Source organism: Streptomyces sp. NPDC033216 (assembly GCF_055577115.1).
In genome coordinates this window covers 142,790-159,564 of sequence record NZ_JBVIQK010000013.1, presented here as the reverse complement: position 1 = coordinate 159,564, position 16,775 = coordinate 142,790, and the positions used below count along the sequence as shown (strand labels likewise).

The following is a 16,775-nucleotide window of genomic DNA, read 5'->3' as shown; positions in this document are numbered from 1 at the left end:
GCTCGCCCCCACCCCCGGCAGCGCTGCCGGGTGGCCCGAGGAGAACACGTGACCAGCACAGCGCAGGCACCTCAGCCAGGAGCCAGGACGGCTCACCCCGATCACCTCGGGCACGTCATCTTCATCGCGGCGGCGGCCGCGATGGGCGGCTTCCTGTTCGGCTACGACAGTTCCGTGATCAACGGTGCCGTCGAGGCCATCCGAGGCCGTTACGACGTCGGCTCCGCGGCCCTGGCCCAGGTCATCGCCATCGCCCTGATCGGTTGTGCCATCGGCGCCGCCACCGCCGGCCGCATGGCCGACCGCATCGGCCGTATCCGCTGCATGCAGATCTCCGCCGTGCTGTTCACGATCAGTGCCGTCGGCTCGGCGCTGCCCTTCTCGCTGTGGGACCTCGCCTTCTGGCGGGTCGTCGGCGGCTTCGCCATCGGCATGGCCTCGGTCATCGGCCCGGCCTACATAGCCGAGGTCGCCCCGCCCGCCTACCGCGGCCGCCTCGGCTCCTTCCAGCAGGCCGCGATCGTCATCGGCATCGCCGTGTCGCAGCTGGTCAATTGGGGTCTGCTGAACGCCGCCGGCGGTGACCAGCGCGGCGAGATCATGGGCCTGGAGGCCTGGCAGGTCATGCTGGGGGTCATGGTGATCCCGGCCGTCCTGTACGGCCTGCTCTCCTTCGCGATCCCCGAGTCCCCGCGCTTTCTGATCTCCGTCGGCAAGCACGAGCGTGCCCGCGAGATCCTCATGGAGGTCGAGGGCAAGGACGTCGACTTCGACGCCCGCATCGCCGAGATCGAGCACGGCATGAAGAGCGAGCACAAGTCCAGCTTCAAGGACCTGCTCGGCGGCTCCTTCTTCTTCAAGCCGATCGTCTGGATCGGTATCGGCCTGTCGGTCTTCCAGCAGTTCGTCGGCATCAACGTCGCGTTCTACTACTCCTCGACGCTGTGGCAGTCGGTCGGCGTCGACCCGACGGACTCGTTCTTCTACTCCTTCACGACGTCGATCATCAACATCCTCGGCACCGTGATCGCGATGATCTTCGTGGACCGCGTCGGCCGCCGGCCGCTCGCCCTCATCGGCTCCGTCGGCATGGTGATCGGCCTCGCGCTGGAGGCCTGGGCGTTCTCCTTCGACCTCGTCGGCGGCAAGCTGCCCGCCGCCCAGGGCTGGGTCGCCCTGATCGCCGCCCACGTCTTCGTGCTCTTCTTCGCCCTGTCGTGGGGTGTGGTCGTCTGGGTCTTCCTCGGCGAGATGTTCCCGAACAAGATCCGCGCCGCCGCCCTGGGCGTGGCCGCCTCCGCGCAGTGGATCGCCAACTGGGCCATCACCGCGAGCTTCCCGTCGCTGGCCGACTGGAACCTCTCCGCGACGTACGTGATCTACACGGTCTTCGCCGCGCTCTCCATCCCGTTCGTGCTCAAGTACGTCAAGGAGACGAAGGGCAAGACGCTGGAGGAGATGGGCTGAGCCTCGCGCACAGAGGCCCCTGGACTCGAGGAGACGGGCCAAGTCCCCGCTGCCCTTCTCCTCGATACCCGTCAGGCGTGCCGCCCCGGTTCACACGGTGAGCCGGGGCAGCACGTTCTCGCAGAACAGCCGCAGGCTGCGCCGGCCCTCCGCCACCGGCATGCCGCCCGCCAGCGGATGCAGGACGAGGTTGTCGAGCCCCTGCGCCACGCACTCGTCGGGCGTCAGAATCCGGTAGACGCCCTCGTCGCGCAGCTCCCGTACGCTCGTCGCCGCCGACCGCACCGCGGAGCGGATGTCCGCCGACTGCCAGGACGCGTAGGTGCGGGCCTCGTGCAGGAAGTGTTCGCCGTACGCCGCCCACGCGCGGTCCGGATCCTCGGCCAGGTGCAGCAGCGGGGTCTCGGCGGCGGGCATCATCACCCAGCCCTCGGTGCCGTACTCCACCAGCCGCTCCTTGTAGTAGGCCTCCAGCTCCGGCAGATGGGCGCTGGGGAAGAAGGGCAGGCCCAGCCGCGCGGCCCGGCGAGCGGCCGCCCGGGACGAGCCGCCGACCAGCAGCAGGGGGTGCGGCTCGGTGCAGGGGCGCGGGGTGACCCGTACCGTCCGGCCGCGGTAGGTGAACTCCTCGCCGGTCCAGGCCTTCAGCAGGGTCTCCAGCAGCTCGTCCTGGAGCCGGCCGCGCCGCTTCCAGTCGATGCCCGCGCGGGCGTACTCCTGCGGCCGGTATCCGATCCCGGCGACGGTCACCAGGCGGCCGCCGCTCAGCAGGTCCAGCACCGCGATGTCCTCCGCCAGCCGCAGAGGGTCGTGCAGCGGGCCGATGACCGCCGAGACCGTGACGGCCAGCCGCCGGGTCGCCCCGAGGACGGCGCCCGCGAAGGTGAACGGCGAGGGCAGCCAGTTGTTCTCGGCGCCGTGGTGCTCCTCGGTCTGCACGGTGGTGATTGCGTGCTCGTCGGCGTACGCGGCCATCTCCAGAGCGGCCCGGTAGCGGGCGCCGAGCGCCGCGGGTGAGGCGCCGGGTGCGACGAGGTTGAAGCGGACGACGGTGACGGGCATGGGGGCTCCCTCCGGGGTGGAGGGCGGACGGTAGCTGACGGGCTGTCAGATCGCCATGGCCGTGGCGGGCCGGCCCCCGTGCTCCCGCCGTGACCGGGCCCGCCGCAGCCACCGATGCGAGCGAAGGCCGCAGCGGGTCGGGTCGCCCTGCGGTTCGACCCCGAATACCCGCGCCGACTCGCCGGGCACCGCTGGTGCGCCGAGGACGCGCCCGCCGGGGTCGAGGAGCGCTGCCCCGCCCGCCGGGGTCGAGGAGCGCTGCCCCGCGCCCGCGGTCCCGGGAACGGGCCGCGCGGCACGGGAGCCGACCGATCGGCCGAGGAACGGGCGGGCCGTCACCCGCCCCGGCCGAGGGGGGTCACGCATACTGGACGGGTTATGGAAACCGTCATCCTTGCTGTAGTCATCGCCGTGGTCGTGCTCGCGGCGCTCGGCGGGCTCATCGTCGGCAGCCGGCGGAAGAAGCCGCTGCCTCCGCCGCCCCCGACCGCACCCGACATCACCGCGCCCCCGGCCGAGCCGCACGTCGGCGACGAGGCCGAGACGCCCCGCGAAGAATCGCGCCGCACGATCGAGGAGGTGGACCTTCCCGGCGGCGGCGCACCCACCGCCGTCGAGGAGCCTCCCGTTGTCGAGGCTCCCGGGATCGAGATCCCGGAGCCCACCGCGGGGCGGCTGGTCCGCCTCCGCGCCCGCCTCTCCCGCTCACAGAACGCCCTCGGTCAGGGCCTGCTCACGCTGCTCTCGCGCGAGCACCTCGACGAGGACACCTGGGAGGAGATCGAGGAGACCCTCCTCACCGCCGACGTCGGCGTCATGCCCACCCAGGAGCTGGTCGAACGGCTGCGCGAGCGGGTGAAGGTGCTCGGCACCCGCACGCCCGACGAGCTGCGCGGCCTGCTGCGCGACGAGCTGCTCAAGCTGGTCGGCACCGAGGTCGACCGCACCGTGAGGACCGAGCCCGAGGGCCGCAAGCCCGGCATCGTGATGGTCGTCGGCGTCAACGGCACCGGCAAGACCACCACCACCGGCAAGCTCGCCCGCGTGCTCGTGGCCGACGGCCGTACGGTCGTCCTGGGCGCCGCCGACACCTTCCGGGCCGCCGCCGCCGACCAGCTCCAGACCTGGGGCGAGCGTGTCGGTGCCCACACCGTGCGCGGCCCCGAGGCCGGTGACCCCGCCTCCGTCGCCTTCGACGCGGTCAAGGAGGGCAAGGAGATGGGGGTCGACGTGGTCCTCATCGACACCGCCGGCCGACTGCACACCAAGACCGGGCTCATGGACGAGCTGGGCAAGGTCAAGCGGGTCGTGGAGAAGCACGCCCCGCTCGACGAGGTGCTGCTCGTCCTCGACGCCACCACCGGGCAGAACGGCCTCGTGCAGGCCCGCGTGTTCGCGGAGGTCGTCGACATCACCGGCATCGTGCTGACCAAGCTGGACGGCACGGCCAAGGGCGGCATCGTGATCGCCGTCCAGCGCGAGCTGGGCGTACCGGTCAAGCTCATCGGACTCGGCGAGGGCGCGGACGATCTTGCGCCGTTCGAGCCGGAGGCGTTCGTCGACGCTCTCATCGGGGAGTGACCGGGTACCGAACGCGGTAGCCGTCGACGACGAGGCGCCCGCCCCCCCCGAGATGCGGTCGGGGGACGGGCGCCTTGCCGCACGCCGTGCGCCTTGCCGCACGCCGCACGCCGTGCGCCTGCGCCTCGGCCGGGCCGCCGTGTCGGCCGAACCGGATCCGCGGCCGAGGAGTGACACCCGGACCGTGACGACGCAGGGGAGGCGCCGTTTCCGTCGCCGGGCCCGTTGCCCGCCGACGTCAGCAGCCGCAGCGGAGCCCTGCCGGGGGCAGAACGCTCGCTTCCGCTACTTGTCCGGCCCGCCCGTCCCCTTCTTCGTTGTGCGGCTCCGCCCGATGCCGACTCCCCCCGGTGATGACGGTGATGACGGTGATGTCGGTGATGACAACGATCATCACGGCGGCGGTGGGCAGGAAGCCCGTCTTCTCCTGGGCGGCGAGATGGCGGAGTTCCACGGCTCTCCCTCTGGTGTCCGTGGGTGATCGGGTTCGGCCCCAACCGCCGATCGCGACACCTGCGACGTGCCCGCCGGTCCCGTGGCCCGGCCGACGGCCGTCGCGACCTTTCGAGCGGCACCGAGCGGTCTTCATGGCCACGCCCACTTCGCCGTGGCATGGCGGCTGTCCGTTGCCCCTGCCGCATCCGTCGGCTCGCCGAGCCCCCCGACACCATGTGCCGGACAAGGCCTAGGGGCGCGACCGGTGTGCCACGTACGCCAGCGTGCCCAGCAGCAGCCGGGCCGCCGGAGGCTTCGTCGCCGAGTCCAGCGCGGGCGGCCGCAGCCAGCGCACCGGGCCGAGGCCGCCGCGGTCGGAGGGCGGCGCCGTGATGTACGTACCCGGGCCCAGGCCGCGCAGGTCGAGGGAGACCGGGTCGTCCCAGCCCATCCGATAGAGCAGGCCGGGGAGGTCGGCGACGGTGCCGGGGGCGACCAGGAACTGGGTGCGGCCCTCGGGAGTGGCGGTCACCGGGCCGAGGGGGAGGCCCATGCGCTCCAGGCGCACCAGTGCCCGGCGCCCGGCGGACTCGGCCACCTCGATCACGTCGAAGGCCCGGCCGACCGGGAGCATCACAGCGGCGCCGGGGAAGTCCGCCCAGGTTCTCGTCACGTCGTCGAGAGTGGCGCCGGCCGGCACGAGGGGCGCGAAATCCAGGGGGTGCGCGCCGGGCCGGCGGCAGTCGGATCGGCCGCAGGAGCAGGCGCCGGCCGCGGCGCGCGCGCCCGGCACCACGTCCCAGCCCCACAGGCCCGTGAACTCGGCGACCGCGGTGCACTCGGACGAGCGACCGCGCCTGCGCGTGCCGGAGCGGATCTCGCGGATACCGCCGATCGTGAAGCCCATGCCCCCTCCAACGGTCCGACGCACCGGTGGTTACGTAGCGGACACATACGGTTACTCTGTGTGCTGGCGACCTCCCGCCGCCACCCGTTTCAGGCAGCGCTCGGAAGCGTCGTGGGTGGCGTGGCGGGCGCCGCGCGCTCCTGAGTGCATCGTTCCGCCCACTCTCGCCGCCTCGTGTCAAGTGAATCGGCTGCGCGCCACTGCGAGTTCATCCGAAGGGGTGGCGAATGGTGGCGTTTCCGGGATCGCCATGGCTGGAGCGTGATCGTGGCATTACTCTGAGTGCGCGAGGCCCGGGGGCACATGCCCCCCTGGGTATGCCGGAGGCAAGGCGGCTTTCCGTTCGAAGGGTGAGAACCGCCGGACGGCGGGCCGTATTTACCGGCATTCTGATAAGGCTTGGCGCACCAGAGCGACAAGTGGTCTCAGGGATGGGGGCGTTCCAGTGGGCGGCAACGGCGGAGGCGGGACGGGCGCTGGGAGCGCCGTGCACGCGGACAAGCGCCCGAACGGCCTGCTCACCTCCTGGTTCGTGCGCAGCGGTTGGTCGAAGGGTGAACTCGCCCGCCAAGTCAACCGTAGGGCACGCCAGTTGGGCGCCAACCACATCTCCACGGATACTTCACGCGTGCGCCGCTGGCTCGACGGCGAGAATCCCCGCGAGCCGATCCCCCGCATCCTGTCCGACCTGTTCTCCGAGCGGTTCGGCTGTGTCGTCTCCGTCGAGGACCTCGGTCTGCGCACCGCCCGCCAGGTGCCCTCCGCCACCGGCGTGGACCTGCCCTGGACGGGACCGCAGACGGTGGCCCTGCTCAGCGAGTTCTCGCGCAGCGACCTGATGCTCGCGCGGCGCGGCTTCCTCGGCACCTCGCTGGCCCTGTCCGCGGGCCCCACCCTCATCGAGCCCATGCAGCGCTGGCTCGTCCCCTCCCCGCCCGCCGCGCACGAGGACACCGACTCCCTCCCGACCAGCCGTGCCCGCGGCCGGCTCTCCCGGCCCGAGCTGGAGCTGCTGGAGTCCACCACCGTCATGTTCCGCCAGTGGGACGCCCAGTGCGGCGGCGGACTGCGCCGCAAGGCGGTCGTCGGCCAGCTCCACGAGGTGACGGACCTTCTCCAGGAACCCCAGCCCGAGGCCACCGGCAGGAAACTCTTCAAGGTCGCCGCCGAGCTGGCCGAGCTGGCCGGCTGGATGTCGTACGACGTGGGCCTCCAGCCCACCGCGCAGAAGTACTTCGTCCTCGCGCTGCACGCCGCCAAGGAGGCCGGTGACCGGCCGCTCGGCTCGTACGTCCTGTCCAGCATGAGCCGCCAGATGATCCACCTCGGACGGCCGGAGGACGCCCTGGAGCTGATCCATCTCGCGCAGTACGGCAGCCGGGACTGCGCGAGCCCGCGCACCCAGTCGATGCTGTATGCGATGGAGGCCCGCGCCTACGCCAACATGGGCCAGCCCGGCCGGTGCAAGAGGGCCGTCAGGATGGCCGAGGACACCTTCGCCGACGCGGACGACTGGGACGCACCCGACCCCGACTGGATCCGCTTCTTCTCCGAGGCCGAGCTGTACGGCGAGAACTCCCACTCCTACCGCGATCTGGCGTACGTGGCCGGCCGCAGCCCGACGTACGCCTCGCTGGCCGAGCCCCTGATGCAGAGGGCGGTCGACCTGTTCGCGAAGGACGGCGAGCACCAGCGGTCCTACGCGCTGAACCTCATCGGCATGGCCACCGTGCACCTGCTGCGCCAGGAGCCCGAGCAGAGCGCCGTACTCGCCGCGCAGGCCATGAAGGCGGCGAAGAGGGTCCGCTCCGAGCGGGTCAACACCCGTATCCGAAAGACCGTCGACACCGCCGTCCGTGACTTCGGGGATCTCACCGAGATCGTCGATCTCACCGACCGGCTCGCCGTGGAGCTTCCGGAGACCGCGGAAGCGGTCTGAGGCCCCTGCGAAACCCCTGTACCCCGGCCGCGGCCGGCCCTCCCGAACCGCCCGACTCGGCTCCCCCGTGCCAGGTCATCGGAAGGCCGACCGCGGCCGGTTCGCGTCGTCACGATGAAGGTTGCGCCACGATAACGATCCAGTCGGCGGACATCAGGCAGTTCATCGAGGCGTAACGCACGAGGTGCCTTCGTCACGGCGGCGAAACAACGAGGGGCGTCGACCGAAACGGCGCTGCGCCAATCTCATGGCGCATAACCGGCCCACCCCTCAGATCCCGCTCTGGCTTCGCCCGCACGGGGCCGTACCAACGACGAGGAGACGCCGATGGCACCAGCCATCACGCTTGCGGCGGACGCACCCACGCTGTCGTCCGCGAACACAGGCTTCATGCTCATCTGTTCCGCCCTGGTGATGCTCATGACCCCGGGCCTGGCCTTCTTCTACGGAGGCATGGTCCGCGTCAAGAGCACCCTGAACATGCTGATGATGAGCTTCATCAGCCTGGGGATCGTCACCATCCTGTGGGTGCTCTACGGCTTCTCCCTCGCCTTCGGCACCGACTCCGGCTCGCTCATCGGCTGGAACTCCGACTGGGTCGGCCTCAGCAACATCGGCCTGACCGAGCTGTGGGACGGGTACACCGTCCCCGTCTTCGTCTTCCTGGTCTTCCAGCTGATGTTCGCCATCATCACGCCCGCCCTGATCAGCGGTGCGCTCGCCGACCGCGTCAAGTTCTCCGCCTGGGCGCTGTTCATCACCCTGTGGGCCACGGTCGTCTACTTCCCGGTCGCCCACTGGGTATGGGGCACCGGCGGCTGGGCCTTCGAACTCGGCGTGATCGACTTCGCCGGTGGTACGGCGGTGCACATCAACGCCGGTGCCGCGGCCCTCGGCGTCATCCTGGTCATCGGCAAGCGCGTCGGCTTCAAGCGGGACCCGATGCGTCCGCACAGCCTCCCGCTCGTCATGCTCGGCGCGGGTCTGCTGTGGTTCGGCTGGTTCGGCTTCAACGCCGGCTCGTGGCTCGGCAACGACGACGGCGTCGGCGCGCTGATGTTCGTCAACACGCAGGTGGCCACCGCCGCCGCCATGCTGGCCTGGCTGATCTACGAGAAGATCCGCCACGGCGCGTTCACCACGCTGGGCGCCGCCTCCGGCGCGGTCGCCGGCCTGGTCGCCATCACCCCCGCGGGCGGCGCGGTCTCCCCGCTCGGCGCGATCGCCGTCGGCGCCATCGCCGGTGTCCTGTGCGCCATGGCCGTCGGCCTGAAGTACAAGTTCGGCTACGACGACTCGCTCGACGTGGTCGGCGTCCACCTGGTCGGCGGAATCGCCGGCTCCCTGCTGATCGGCCTCTTCGCCAGCGGCAAGGGCCAGTCCGACGTCGAGGGCCTCTTCTACGGCGGCGGCCTCGACCAGTTCTGGAAGCAGTGCGCCGGTGTCTTCGCGGTCCTCGGCTACTCGCTGGTGGTCTCCGCGATCCTCGCCTTCCTGCTGGACAGGACGATCGGCATGCGGGTCCCCGAGGACGACGAGGTGGCCGGCATCGACCAGGCCGAGCACGCCGAGACCGCATACGACTTCAGCGGTGCGGGTGGCGGTGCCGCCAGGACCAACGTCACCGGCCCGGTGGCCGACATCGCGAGCAAGAAGGTGGACGCATGAAGCTCATCACCGCCGTCGTGAAGCCCCACCGGCTCGACGAGATCAAGGAGGCCCTCCAGGCCTTCGGCGTCCACGGCCTCACGGTCACCGAGGCCAGCGGTTACGGTCGTCAGCGGGGACACACCGAGGTCTACCGCGGCGCGGAGTACACCGTCGACCTCGTCCCCAAGATCCGCATCGAGGTGCTGGCCGAGGACGACGACGCCGAGCAGTTGATCGACGTCATCGTCAAGGCGGCCCGCACCGGCAAGATCGGTGACGGCAAGGTCTGGTCCCTCCCGGTCGAGACCGCCGTGCGGGTCCGCACCGGTGAGCGCGGCCCGGACGCGCTCTGACAGAAGAACAGAACAGGAGCCACTGGGTGACGGGAACGGACGTGCGCAAGGATGCAGAGGACTCGGGACCCAGCGGCTACGCGGCGGCCCGGCTGCGCCTCCTCACCGAGGGGGCGCGGTCCGGGCCGCCGCGCCGTCGCGCCCTCTCCGAACTGACCGACGACTGGCTCGGCGGCCTGTTCACCGCCGGCAGCGAGGAACTCGGGGGCGTCTCCCTGGTCGCCGTCGGCGGCTACGGCCGCGGCGAGCTGTCCCCGCGCAGCGACCTCGACCTCCTCCTGCTGCACGACGGCAGCGCGCCCCAGGCCGTCGCCGCCCTCGCCGACCGCCTCTGGTACCCGGTCTGGGACCTCGGCCTCGCCCTCGACCACTCCGTCCGCACCCCGGCGGAGGCCCGCAGGACCGCCGGCGAGGATCTGAAGGTGCAGCTCGGTCTGCTCGACGCCCGCCACCTCGCAGGCGACGCGGGGCTGACGGCGGGACTGCGGACGGCCGTCCTGGCCGACTGGCGCAACCAGGCGCCCAAGCGGCTGCCCGAGCTCCAGCACCTGTGCGCCGAGCGCGCCGAACGCCAGGGCGAGTTGCAGTACCTGCTGGAACCCGACCTCAAGGAGGCCCGCGGCGGCCTGCGCGACGCCACCGCCCTGCGCGCCGTCGCCGCCTCCTGGCTCGCCGACGCCCCTCGCGAGGGCCTCGACGACGCCCGCCGCCGGCTCCTCGACGTCCGCGACGCCCTGCACCTGACGACCGGCCGCGCGACCGACCGGCTGGCCCTCCAGGAACAGGACCAGGTCGCCGCCGAACTGGGCCTCCTCGACGCCGACACACTCCTGCGCCAGGTGTACGAGGCGGCGCGCGTCATCTCGTACGCCAGCGACGTCACCTGGCGTGAAGTGGGGCGCGTGCTCCGATCACGCTCGGTGCGGCCCCGGCTGCGCGCCATGCTCGGGGGCGGAAAGCCCGTCGCCGAGCGTTCCCCGCTGGCCGAAGGCGTCGTGGAGCAGGACGGCGAGGTGGTGCTCGCCCGCGCCGCGCGCCCCGAACGCGACCCGGTGCTGCCCCTGCGCGCCGCGGCCGCCGCCGCCCAGGCCGGTCTCCCGCTGTCCCTGCACGCGGTACGGCGCCTCGCCGCCACCGCGCGCCCCCTGCCGACGCCCTGGCCGGCCGAGGCCCGCGAGCAGCTCGTGACCCTGCTCGGCTCGGGGCAGCCCACCATCGAGGTCTGGGAGGCGCTGGAGGCCGAGGGGCTGATCACCCGGCTGCTGCCCGACTGGGAGCGGGTGCGCTGCCGGCCGCAGCGCAACGCCGTGCACATCTGGACCGTCGACCGGCACCTCATCGAGACCGCCGTGCGCGCCTCCGGGTTCACCCGCCGCGTCAGCCGCCCCGACCTGCTGCTGGTCGCCGCCCTGCTGCACGACATCGGCAAGGGCTGGCCGGGCGACCACTCCGTGGCCGGCGAGACCATCGCCAAGGACGCGGCCACCCGCATCGGCTTCGACCGCACCGACGTGGCCGTCCTCTCCACCCTCGTACGGCATCACCTGCTGCTCATCGAGACGGCCACCCGGCGTGACCTGGAGGACCCGGCCACCGTCCGCTCGGTCGCCGAGGCCGTCGGCTCGCAGGGCACCCTGGAGCTGCTGCACGCGCTGACCGAGGCGGACGCGCTGGCCACCGGTCCGGCCGCCTGGTCGTCCTGGCGGGGTTCGCTCGTGGCGGACCTGGTCAAGCGCGTCTCGGCGGTGCTCGCCGGGGACGTCCCGGAGGAGCCCGAGGCCGCCGCGGTCACGGCGGAGCAGGAGCGGCTCGCCATCGAGGCGGTCGCCACCGGCAGCCCCGTCCTGTCGCTGCGCGCCCAGACCGAACCCCCGGCTCAGCCCGCGGACCAGCCGTCCGGCGATCCCGAGCCGCTGGGCGTCGAGCTGCTCATCGCCGTACCCGACCGGCCGCGCGTGCTGCCCGCCGTCGCCGGCGTGCTCGCCATGCACCGGCTGACCGTGCGTACGGCCGAACTGCGCGCCCTGGAGCTGCCGTCCGGCGTCGAGGGCGCCGTACTGCTGCTGGACTGGCGGGTCGCCGCCGAGTACGGCTCACTGCCCCAGGCAGCCCGGCTCCGCGCCGACCTCGTGCGCGCCCTGGACGGCTCCCTGGACATCGCGGGCCGGCTCGCGGAACGCGACGCGGCCTACCCCCGGCGCCGGGGTGTGGTCGCGCCCCCGCCGCGCGTGACCGTCGCCTCTGCGGCCTCCCACCTGGCCACCGTGATCGAGGTCCGCGCGCAGGACGCACCGGGGCTGCTGTTCCGGATCGGGCGGGCGCTGGAGGACGCCGGCGTGCGGATGCGCAGCGCGCATGTCAGCACGCTGGGCGCGAACGCCGTGGACGCGTTCTACGTCACCGGGGGCTCCGGCAGTCCGCTGCCCGGTGACGAGGCGGCCGCCGTGGCACGGAAGCTGGAGGAGATGTTGCGGGGGTGACCCACGGCCGTTCCATGCGTCGAGCGCATGTGATCCTCTGCATGCGACGAGCGGACGTGATCCCCGCCGAGGCGGGGGGGCCTGGGCGTCGCCCCCTTGGCGCGGGGACGTCCGGAGGGGGCTCCCCGCCGCAGCCGGGGTGTGTCCCCGCCCGCTGACCGCGGCAGGCGGGGACCATTGCCCTGCGGAGCCGGATACTCTGGAAGACGCCCGTACTGCCCCCGACTCCGAGGACCGACGCCGCCGTGTTCGATACTCTCTCCGACCGCCTCAGCGCGACTTTCAAAAACCTCCGCGGAAAAGGCCGGCTGAGTGAAGCGGACATCGACGCGACGGCTCGTGAAATCCGCATCGCCCTCCTCGAGGCGGACGTCGCCCTGCCGGTCGTCCGCTCCTTCATCAAGAACGTCAAGGAACGTGCCCTCGGCGTCGAAGTCTCGCGGGCGCTGAACCCGGCCCAGCAGGTCCTCAAGATCGTCAACGACGAGCTGGTCACGATCCTGGGCGGCGAGACGCGGCGTCTGCGCTTCGCCAAGAATCCGCCGACCGTGATCATGCTGGCCGGTCTCCAGGGCGCCGGTAAGACCACTCTCGCGGGCAAGCTAGGCCGCTGGCTGAGGGAGCAGGGCCATTCGCCGCTGCTCGTCGCCGCCGACCTCCAGCGCCCCAACGCCGTCAACCAGCTCAGCGTCGTCGCCGAGCGGGCCGGCGTGGCCGTCTACGCCCCGCAGCCGGGCAACGGCGTCGGAGACCCGGTCCAGGTCGCCAAGGACTCCATCGACTTCGCGAAGTCCAAGGTCCACGACATCGTGATCGTGGACACCGCCGGCCGGCTGGGCATCGACGCCGAGCTGATGCGGCAGGCCGCGGACATCCGCGACGCCGTCTCGCCCGACGAGATCCTCTTCGTCGTCGACGCGATGATCGGCCAGGACGCCGTCAACACCGCCGAGGCCTTTCGCGACGGCGTCGGCTTCGACGGCGTGGTGCTCTCCAAGCTCGACGGCGACGCCCGTGGTGGCGCGGCCCTGTCGATCCGGCAGATCACCGGCAAGCCGATCATGTTCGCGTCGAACGGCGAGAAGCTCGACGACTTCGACGCGTTCCACCCTGACCGGATGGCCTCCCGCATCCTCGACATGGGTGACCTGCTCACCCTGATCGAGCAGGCGGAGAAGACGTTCAGTCAGGAAGAGGCCGAGAAGATGGCCTCCAAGCTGGCGTCGAAGAAGGGCCAGGACTTCACCCTGGACGACTTCCTGTCCCAGATGGAACAGGTCAGGAAGATGGGATCGATCTCCAAGCTGCTCGGCATGCTGCCGGGCATGGGCCAGATCAAGGACCAGATCCAGAACATCGACGAGCGTGACGTCGACCGCACGGCCGCGATCATCAAGTCGATGACGCCGGGTGAGCGCCAGGACCCGACGATCATCAACGGCTCGCGCCGGGCCCGCATCGCGAAGGGTTCCGGTGTCGAGGTCAGCGCGGTGAAGGGCCTGGTCGAGCGCTTCTTCGAGGCCCGCAAGATGATGTCCCGCATGGCCCAGGGCGGCGGGATGCCGGGGATGCCGGGGATGCCGGGCATGGGCGGCGGCCCCGGCCGCGCCAAGAAGCAGCCCAAGAAGGCCAAGGGCAAGCAGCGCTCCGGCAACCCGATGAAGCGCAGGCAGCAGGAGCAGGAGGAGGCCGCGCGCAGGGCCGCCGGAGCCCAGGGCGGCGCCCTCGGCCTGCCGGGCCAGCAGGGCGGTCAGGACTTCGAGCTTCCCGACGAGTTCAAGAAGTTCATGGGCTGATCGCGGCCGTACGGTGCCGGGGGCGCCCTCCTCGCGGGGGGTGCCCCCTTCGCGTTCCCCGCGGTGCTGACGAGCGCCGCGTGTCGTAACGTCCCGATATGACCAACCCTGCGCCCCAGCGGAAGTCGCCCGACAAGCCCTGGCGCACCGAGGGCGCCCCGGACGAGCCGCCGAAGCCGCCGCCGACGGGGCGGAGGCTGCCCGGCGGCTGGTGGAGTCTGATCCTCGCCGCGCTGGTCGTGTTCCTGATCGCGCTGCTCGCACTGTCGTTCTTCAACGAGGGCGACGAGCCGACGATCTCGTACACCGAGTTCAGCAAGCAGGTCGACGCCGGCAACGTCAGCAAGATCTACGCCAAGGGCGACGCGATCCAGGGGCAGCTCGAGAAGGAGCAGGACAACCCCCAGGGAGACGGCAAGTACACCAAGTTCCGCACCGAACGGCCCACCTTCGCGGACGACCGGCTGTGGGACGACCTGACCGAGCACGACGTCACCGTCACCGCCGAGCCCGTCGTCCGGCAGCGCAGCCTTCTCGCCAATCTGCTCATCTCCCTGGCATCGATGGTGCTGCTCATCGCCGTGTGGGTGTTCATCGCCCGGCGGCTGCGCTCGGGCGGCGGCCTGGGCGCGGCGGGCGGCATGCTCGGCCGCAAGGCGCCGCCCAAGCCGGTCGAGCTGGAGCCGGGGCAGGAGCGGACCACGTTCGACGACGTCGCAGGCATCGACGAGGTCGCGGGCGAGCTGAGCGATGTCGTCGACTTCCTGAAGAACCCCGACGCCTACCGCAGGATGGGCGCCAAGATGCCCCGTGGCGTGCTGCTCGCCGGCCCGCCCGGCACCGGCAAGACCCTGCTGGCGCGGGCGGTCGCCGGGGAGGCGGGGGTGCCGTTCTTCTCCGCGTCGGCGTCCGAGTTCATCGAGATGATCGTGGGGGTCGGCGCCTCCCGCGTGCGGGAGCTGTTCGCGGAGGCCCGCAAGGTGGCCCCGTCGATCATCTTCATCGACGAGATCGACACCATCGGGCGGGCCCGCGGCGGCGGCTCGGCCATGAGCGGCCACGACGAGCGCGAGCAGACCCTCAACCAGATCCTGACCGAGATGGACGGCTTCTCCGGCTCCGAGGGCGTGATCGTGCTCGCCGCCACCAACCGCGCCGACATCCTGGATCCGGCCCTCACCCGTCCGGGCCGCTTCGACCGGATCGTCAACGTCTCGCCCCCCGACCGCGGCGGCCGTGAGGCGATCCTCGCGATCCACACCCGCGAGATCCCGCTCGCCCGCGACGTCGACCTCGCCCAGGTGGCCCGTACGACCCCCGGCATGACCGGCGCCGAGCTGGCCAACCTCGCCAACGAGGCGGCCCTGCTCGCCGTCAAGCGGGGACAGGACCAGGTGACCCGCAGCGACCTGTCCGAGGCCCTGGAGAAGGTGCAGCTCGGCGCCGAACGCTCCCTGGTGATGCCCGAGGAGGAGCGGCGCAGAACGGCGTACCACGAGAGCGGTCACGCCCTGCTGGGGATGCTTCAGCCGGGCGCCGACCCGGTCCGCAAGATCACCATCGTGCCGCGCGGGCGTGCCCTCGGCGTGACACTGTCCACGCCGGACGCGGACCGGTACGCGTACACGGAGGAGTACCTGCGCGGCCGGGTCATCGGCGCGCTCGGCGGCATGGCGGCCGAGCACGTCGTCTACGGCATGATCACGACCGGCTCCGAGAACGACCTGGAGCAGGTCACCAACATCGTGCGGGGCATGGTCGCCCGCTGGGGCATGAGCGCGCGCGTCGGCCGCCTGTCGGCCCTGCCCGGCGACGCCCAGCAGGCCTACGGTCTCTCGGCCGCCCCGCAGACCCTCGACGCCATCGACGACGAGATGCGACGCGTCGTCGACGAGTGCTACGAGGAGGCCTGCCGCAAACTCCGCGACCACCGCGGCCAGTTGGACGCCCTCGCCCGGGCGCTGCTGGAGAACGAGACGCTGGACGAGGCGGACGCGTACCGCATCGCGGGCATCACCAGGCTCACCAAGGACGACGAAGGATCCTAGGCGCGTGCGAAGGACGCCGTTCTCACGGGACGCAGGAGTCTCAGGTGACCCGGGCGACCAGGTACCGGAAGACGTTCGGCATCCACACCGTGCCGTCCGCCCGCCGGTACGGGTGGAGCGCCTCGGTCACCTCCTTGTCCACCCGCGCCTGGTCCGTCGCGGAGATCGCCGCGTCGAACAGGCCCGTGGACAACAGGCCCCTGAGGGCGCTGTCCACGCCCGCGTACCCGAACGGGCAGGCCACCCGCCCCGAGCCGTCGGGTCTGAGGCCGGCCCGCTGGGCGACCTCCTCCAGGTCGTCGCGCAGCGCGGGACGCCAACCGCCCGCGGCGGCCCGCGGCGGTTCGGCCAGCCGGGTGGCGACGCGCAGCACGGACGAGGTCGCGCAGCGCTCCGGCGGACCCCAGCCGACCAGCACGACGGCCGCCCCGCGCTCGGCCAGCGGCGTGGCCGCCGCGAGCGATTCGCGGAGTCCTTGCGAGTCGCCCGCCAGACATCCGATCGGCTCGAACGCGGTCACCAGGTTGTACGCGGGCGTCCTGGCGTCGGCCGCGTCCTCGGGTGAGCCGTCGACGAGGCGCGCGTCGCCTCCCGTGCGCGTGCCCCGTGCCTCCGGAGTCAGCCGCTGCCGCGCGAGGGCCAGCCGCTCCGGGGCCAGGGCCTCGACGCCGGTGAGCGCCGCGCCTCTGGAGGCCGCCATCAGCAGGGCCAGCCCGGAACCGCAGCCGAGGCCCAGAAGCCGGGTGCCGGCTCCCACTTCCAGTCGCTCGTAGACGGCCTCGTAGAGCGGGACCAGCATCCGCTCCTGGATCTCGGACCAGTCACGCGCGCGTGCACCGAGGTCGATGCGGAGCGCGGGCCCCGCATGAGGAAGGTGCTCCCGCACGAGCGTAGGTGTCATGGATAAGCGCCCCAATCCGCCGAGAGTTTGCCGCAGTACCCGTTCAGGTGGTGGCCCCCGTCAGTGCGCCCGCACTCCCTCCCGTATGCCAGGTAACTCCCCACTCGTGCTCGCGTCCAGGGGTTGCGGAGGCCCGCTTGCGCGCCGCCCGCGCGT

General features: G+C 71.9%; 12 protein-coding genes. 8 read left to right on the top strand and 4 right to left on the bottom strand.

Features of this window, described 5'->3' with window-relative positions:
• Window positions 1–48: 48 nt before the first annotated feature.
• Window positions 49–1,467 (top strand): sugar porter family MFS transporter, encoded by a 1,419-nt coding sequence (locus ACZ5Y0_RS23760; RefSeq protein WP_469130693.1) that lies wholly within the window; start codon window positions 49–51, stop codon window positions 1,465–1,467.
• 90 nt (window positions 1,468–1,557) lie between these two features.
• Here the strand turns inward: ACZ5Y0_RS23760 and ACZ5Y0_RS23755 are convergent, their stop codons facing one another.
• Window positions 1,558–2,529 (bottom strand): LLM class flavin-dependent oxidoreductase, encoded by a 972-nt coding sequence (locus tag ACZ5Y0_RS23755; RefSeq protein WP_469130692.1) that lies wholly within the window; start codon window positions 2,527–2,529, stop codon window positions 1,558–1,560.
• Window positions 2,530–2,907: 378 nt separating this feature from the next.
• Here ACZ5Y0_RS23755 and ftsY point away from each other — a divergent pair, with 378 nt between their 5' ends.
• Entirely contained in the window at window positions 2,908–4,110 is a 1,203-nt protein-coding gene (ftsY, locus tag ACZ5Y0_RS23750; RefSeq protein WP_469130691.1) for a signal recognition particle-docking protein FtsY, read from the top strand.
• Window positions 4,111–4,348: 238 nt separating this feature from the next.
• On the opposite strand, the gene ACZ5Y0_RS23745 is transcribed toward ftsY, so the two are convergent.
• Both ACZ5Y0_RS23745 and ACZ5Y0_RS23740 read right to left on the bottom strand, forming a co-directional pair.
• Window positions 4,349–4,564, bottom strand: a complete 216-nt coding sequence (locus tag ACZ5Y0_RS23745; RefSeq protein WP_469130690.1) for a hypothetical protein — start codon at window positions 4,562–4,564, stop codon at window positions 4,349–4,351.
• Window positions 4,565–4,795: 231 nt separating this feature from the next.
• Complete coding sequence (locus ACZ5Y0_RS23740) at window positions 4,796–5,452, bottom strand: bifunctional DNA primase/polymerase (RefSeq protein ID WP_469130689.1); 657 nt, start codon at window positions 5,450–5,452, stop codon at window positions 4,796–4,798.
• A gap of 445 nt (window positions 5,453–5,897) precedes the next feature.
• Here ACZ5Y0_RS23740 and nsdA point away from each other — a divergent pair, with 445 nt between their 5' ends.
• The 6 genes from nsdA (at window position 5,898) to ftsH (ending at window position 15,718) form a co-directional block, all read left to right on the top strand.
• The gene (gene nsdA / locus ACZ5Y0_RS23735) at window positions 5,898–7,391 is read left to right on the top strand and encodes a transcriptional repressor NsdA (RefSeq protein WP_469130688.1); all 1,494 of its coding nucleotides are present in this window, start codon (window positions 5,898–5,900) and stop codon (window positions 7,389–7,391) included.
• A gap of 327 nt (window positions 7,392–7,718) precedes the next feature.
• A complete protein-coding gene (locus tag ACZ5Y0_RS23730; protein ID WP_469130687.1) occupies window positions 7,719–9,059 on the top strand; it encodes an ammonium transporter in 1,341 nt (446 codons plus the stop codon).
• Entirely contained in the window at window positions 9,056–9,394 is a 339-nt protein-coding gene (locus ACZ5Y0_RS23725; RefSeq protein ID WP_003997576.1) for a P-II family nitrogen regulator, read from the top strand. Before ACZ5Y0_RS23730 ends, ACZ5Y0_RS23725 begins: the two co-directional genes overlap by 4 nt.
• A gap of 26 nt (window positions 9,395–9,420) precedes the next feature.
• A complete protein-coding gene (locus ACZ5Y0_RS23720) occupies window positions 9,421–11,874 on the top strand; it encodes a [protein-PII] uridylyltransferase (protein ID WP_469130686.1) in 2,454 nt (817 codons plus the stop codon).
• A gap of 245 nt (window positions 11,875–12,119) precedes the next feature.
• Complete coding sequence (gene ffh, locus ACZ5Y0_RS23715; RefSeq protein ID WP_469130685.1) at window positions 12,120–13,670, top strand: signal recognition particle protein; 1,551 nt, start codon at window positions 12,120–12,122, stop codon at window positions 13,668–13,670.
• Between the two features lie 98 nt (window positions 13,671–13,768).
• On the top strand, window positions 13,769–15,718 hold the full coding sequence (gene ftsH, locus ACZ5Y0_RS23710; RefSeq protein ID WP_469130684.1) for an ATP-dependent zinc metalloprotease FtsH: 1,950 nt from the start codon (window positions 13,769–13,771) through the stop codon (window positions 15,716–15,718).
• 40 nt (window positions 15,719–15,758) lie between these two features.
• Here ftsH and ACZ5Y0_RS23705 read toward each other — a convergent pair whose 3' ends face one another.
• Window positions 15,759–16,619: an SAM-dependent methyltransferase gene (locus tag ACZ5Y0_RS23705; protein WP_469130683.1), complete on the bottom strand. Its 861-nt coding sequence runs from the start codon at window positions 16,617–16,619 to the stop codon at window positions 15,759–15,761.
• Between the last annotated feature and the right edge of the window lie 156 nt (window positions 16,620–16,775).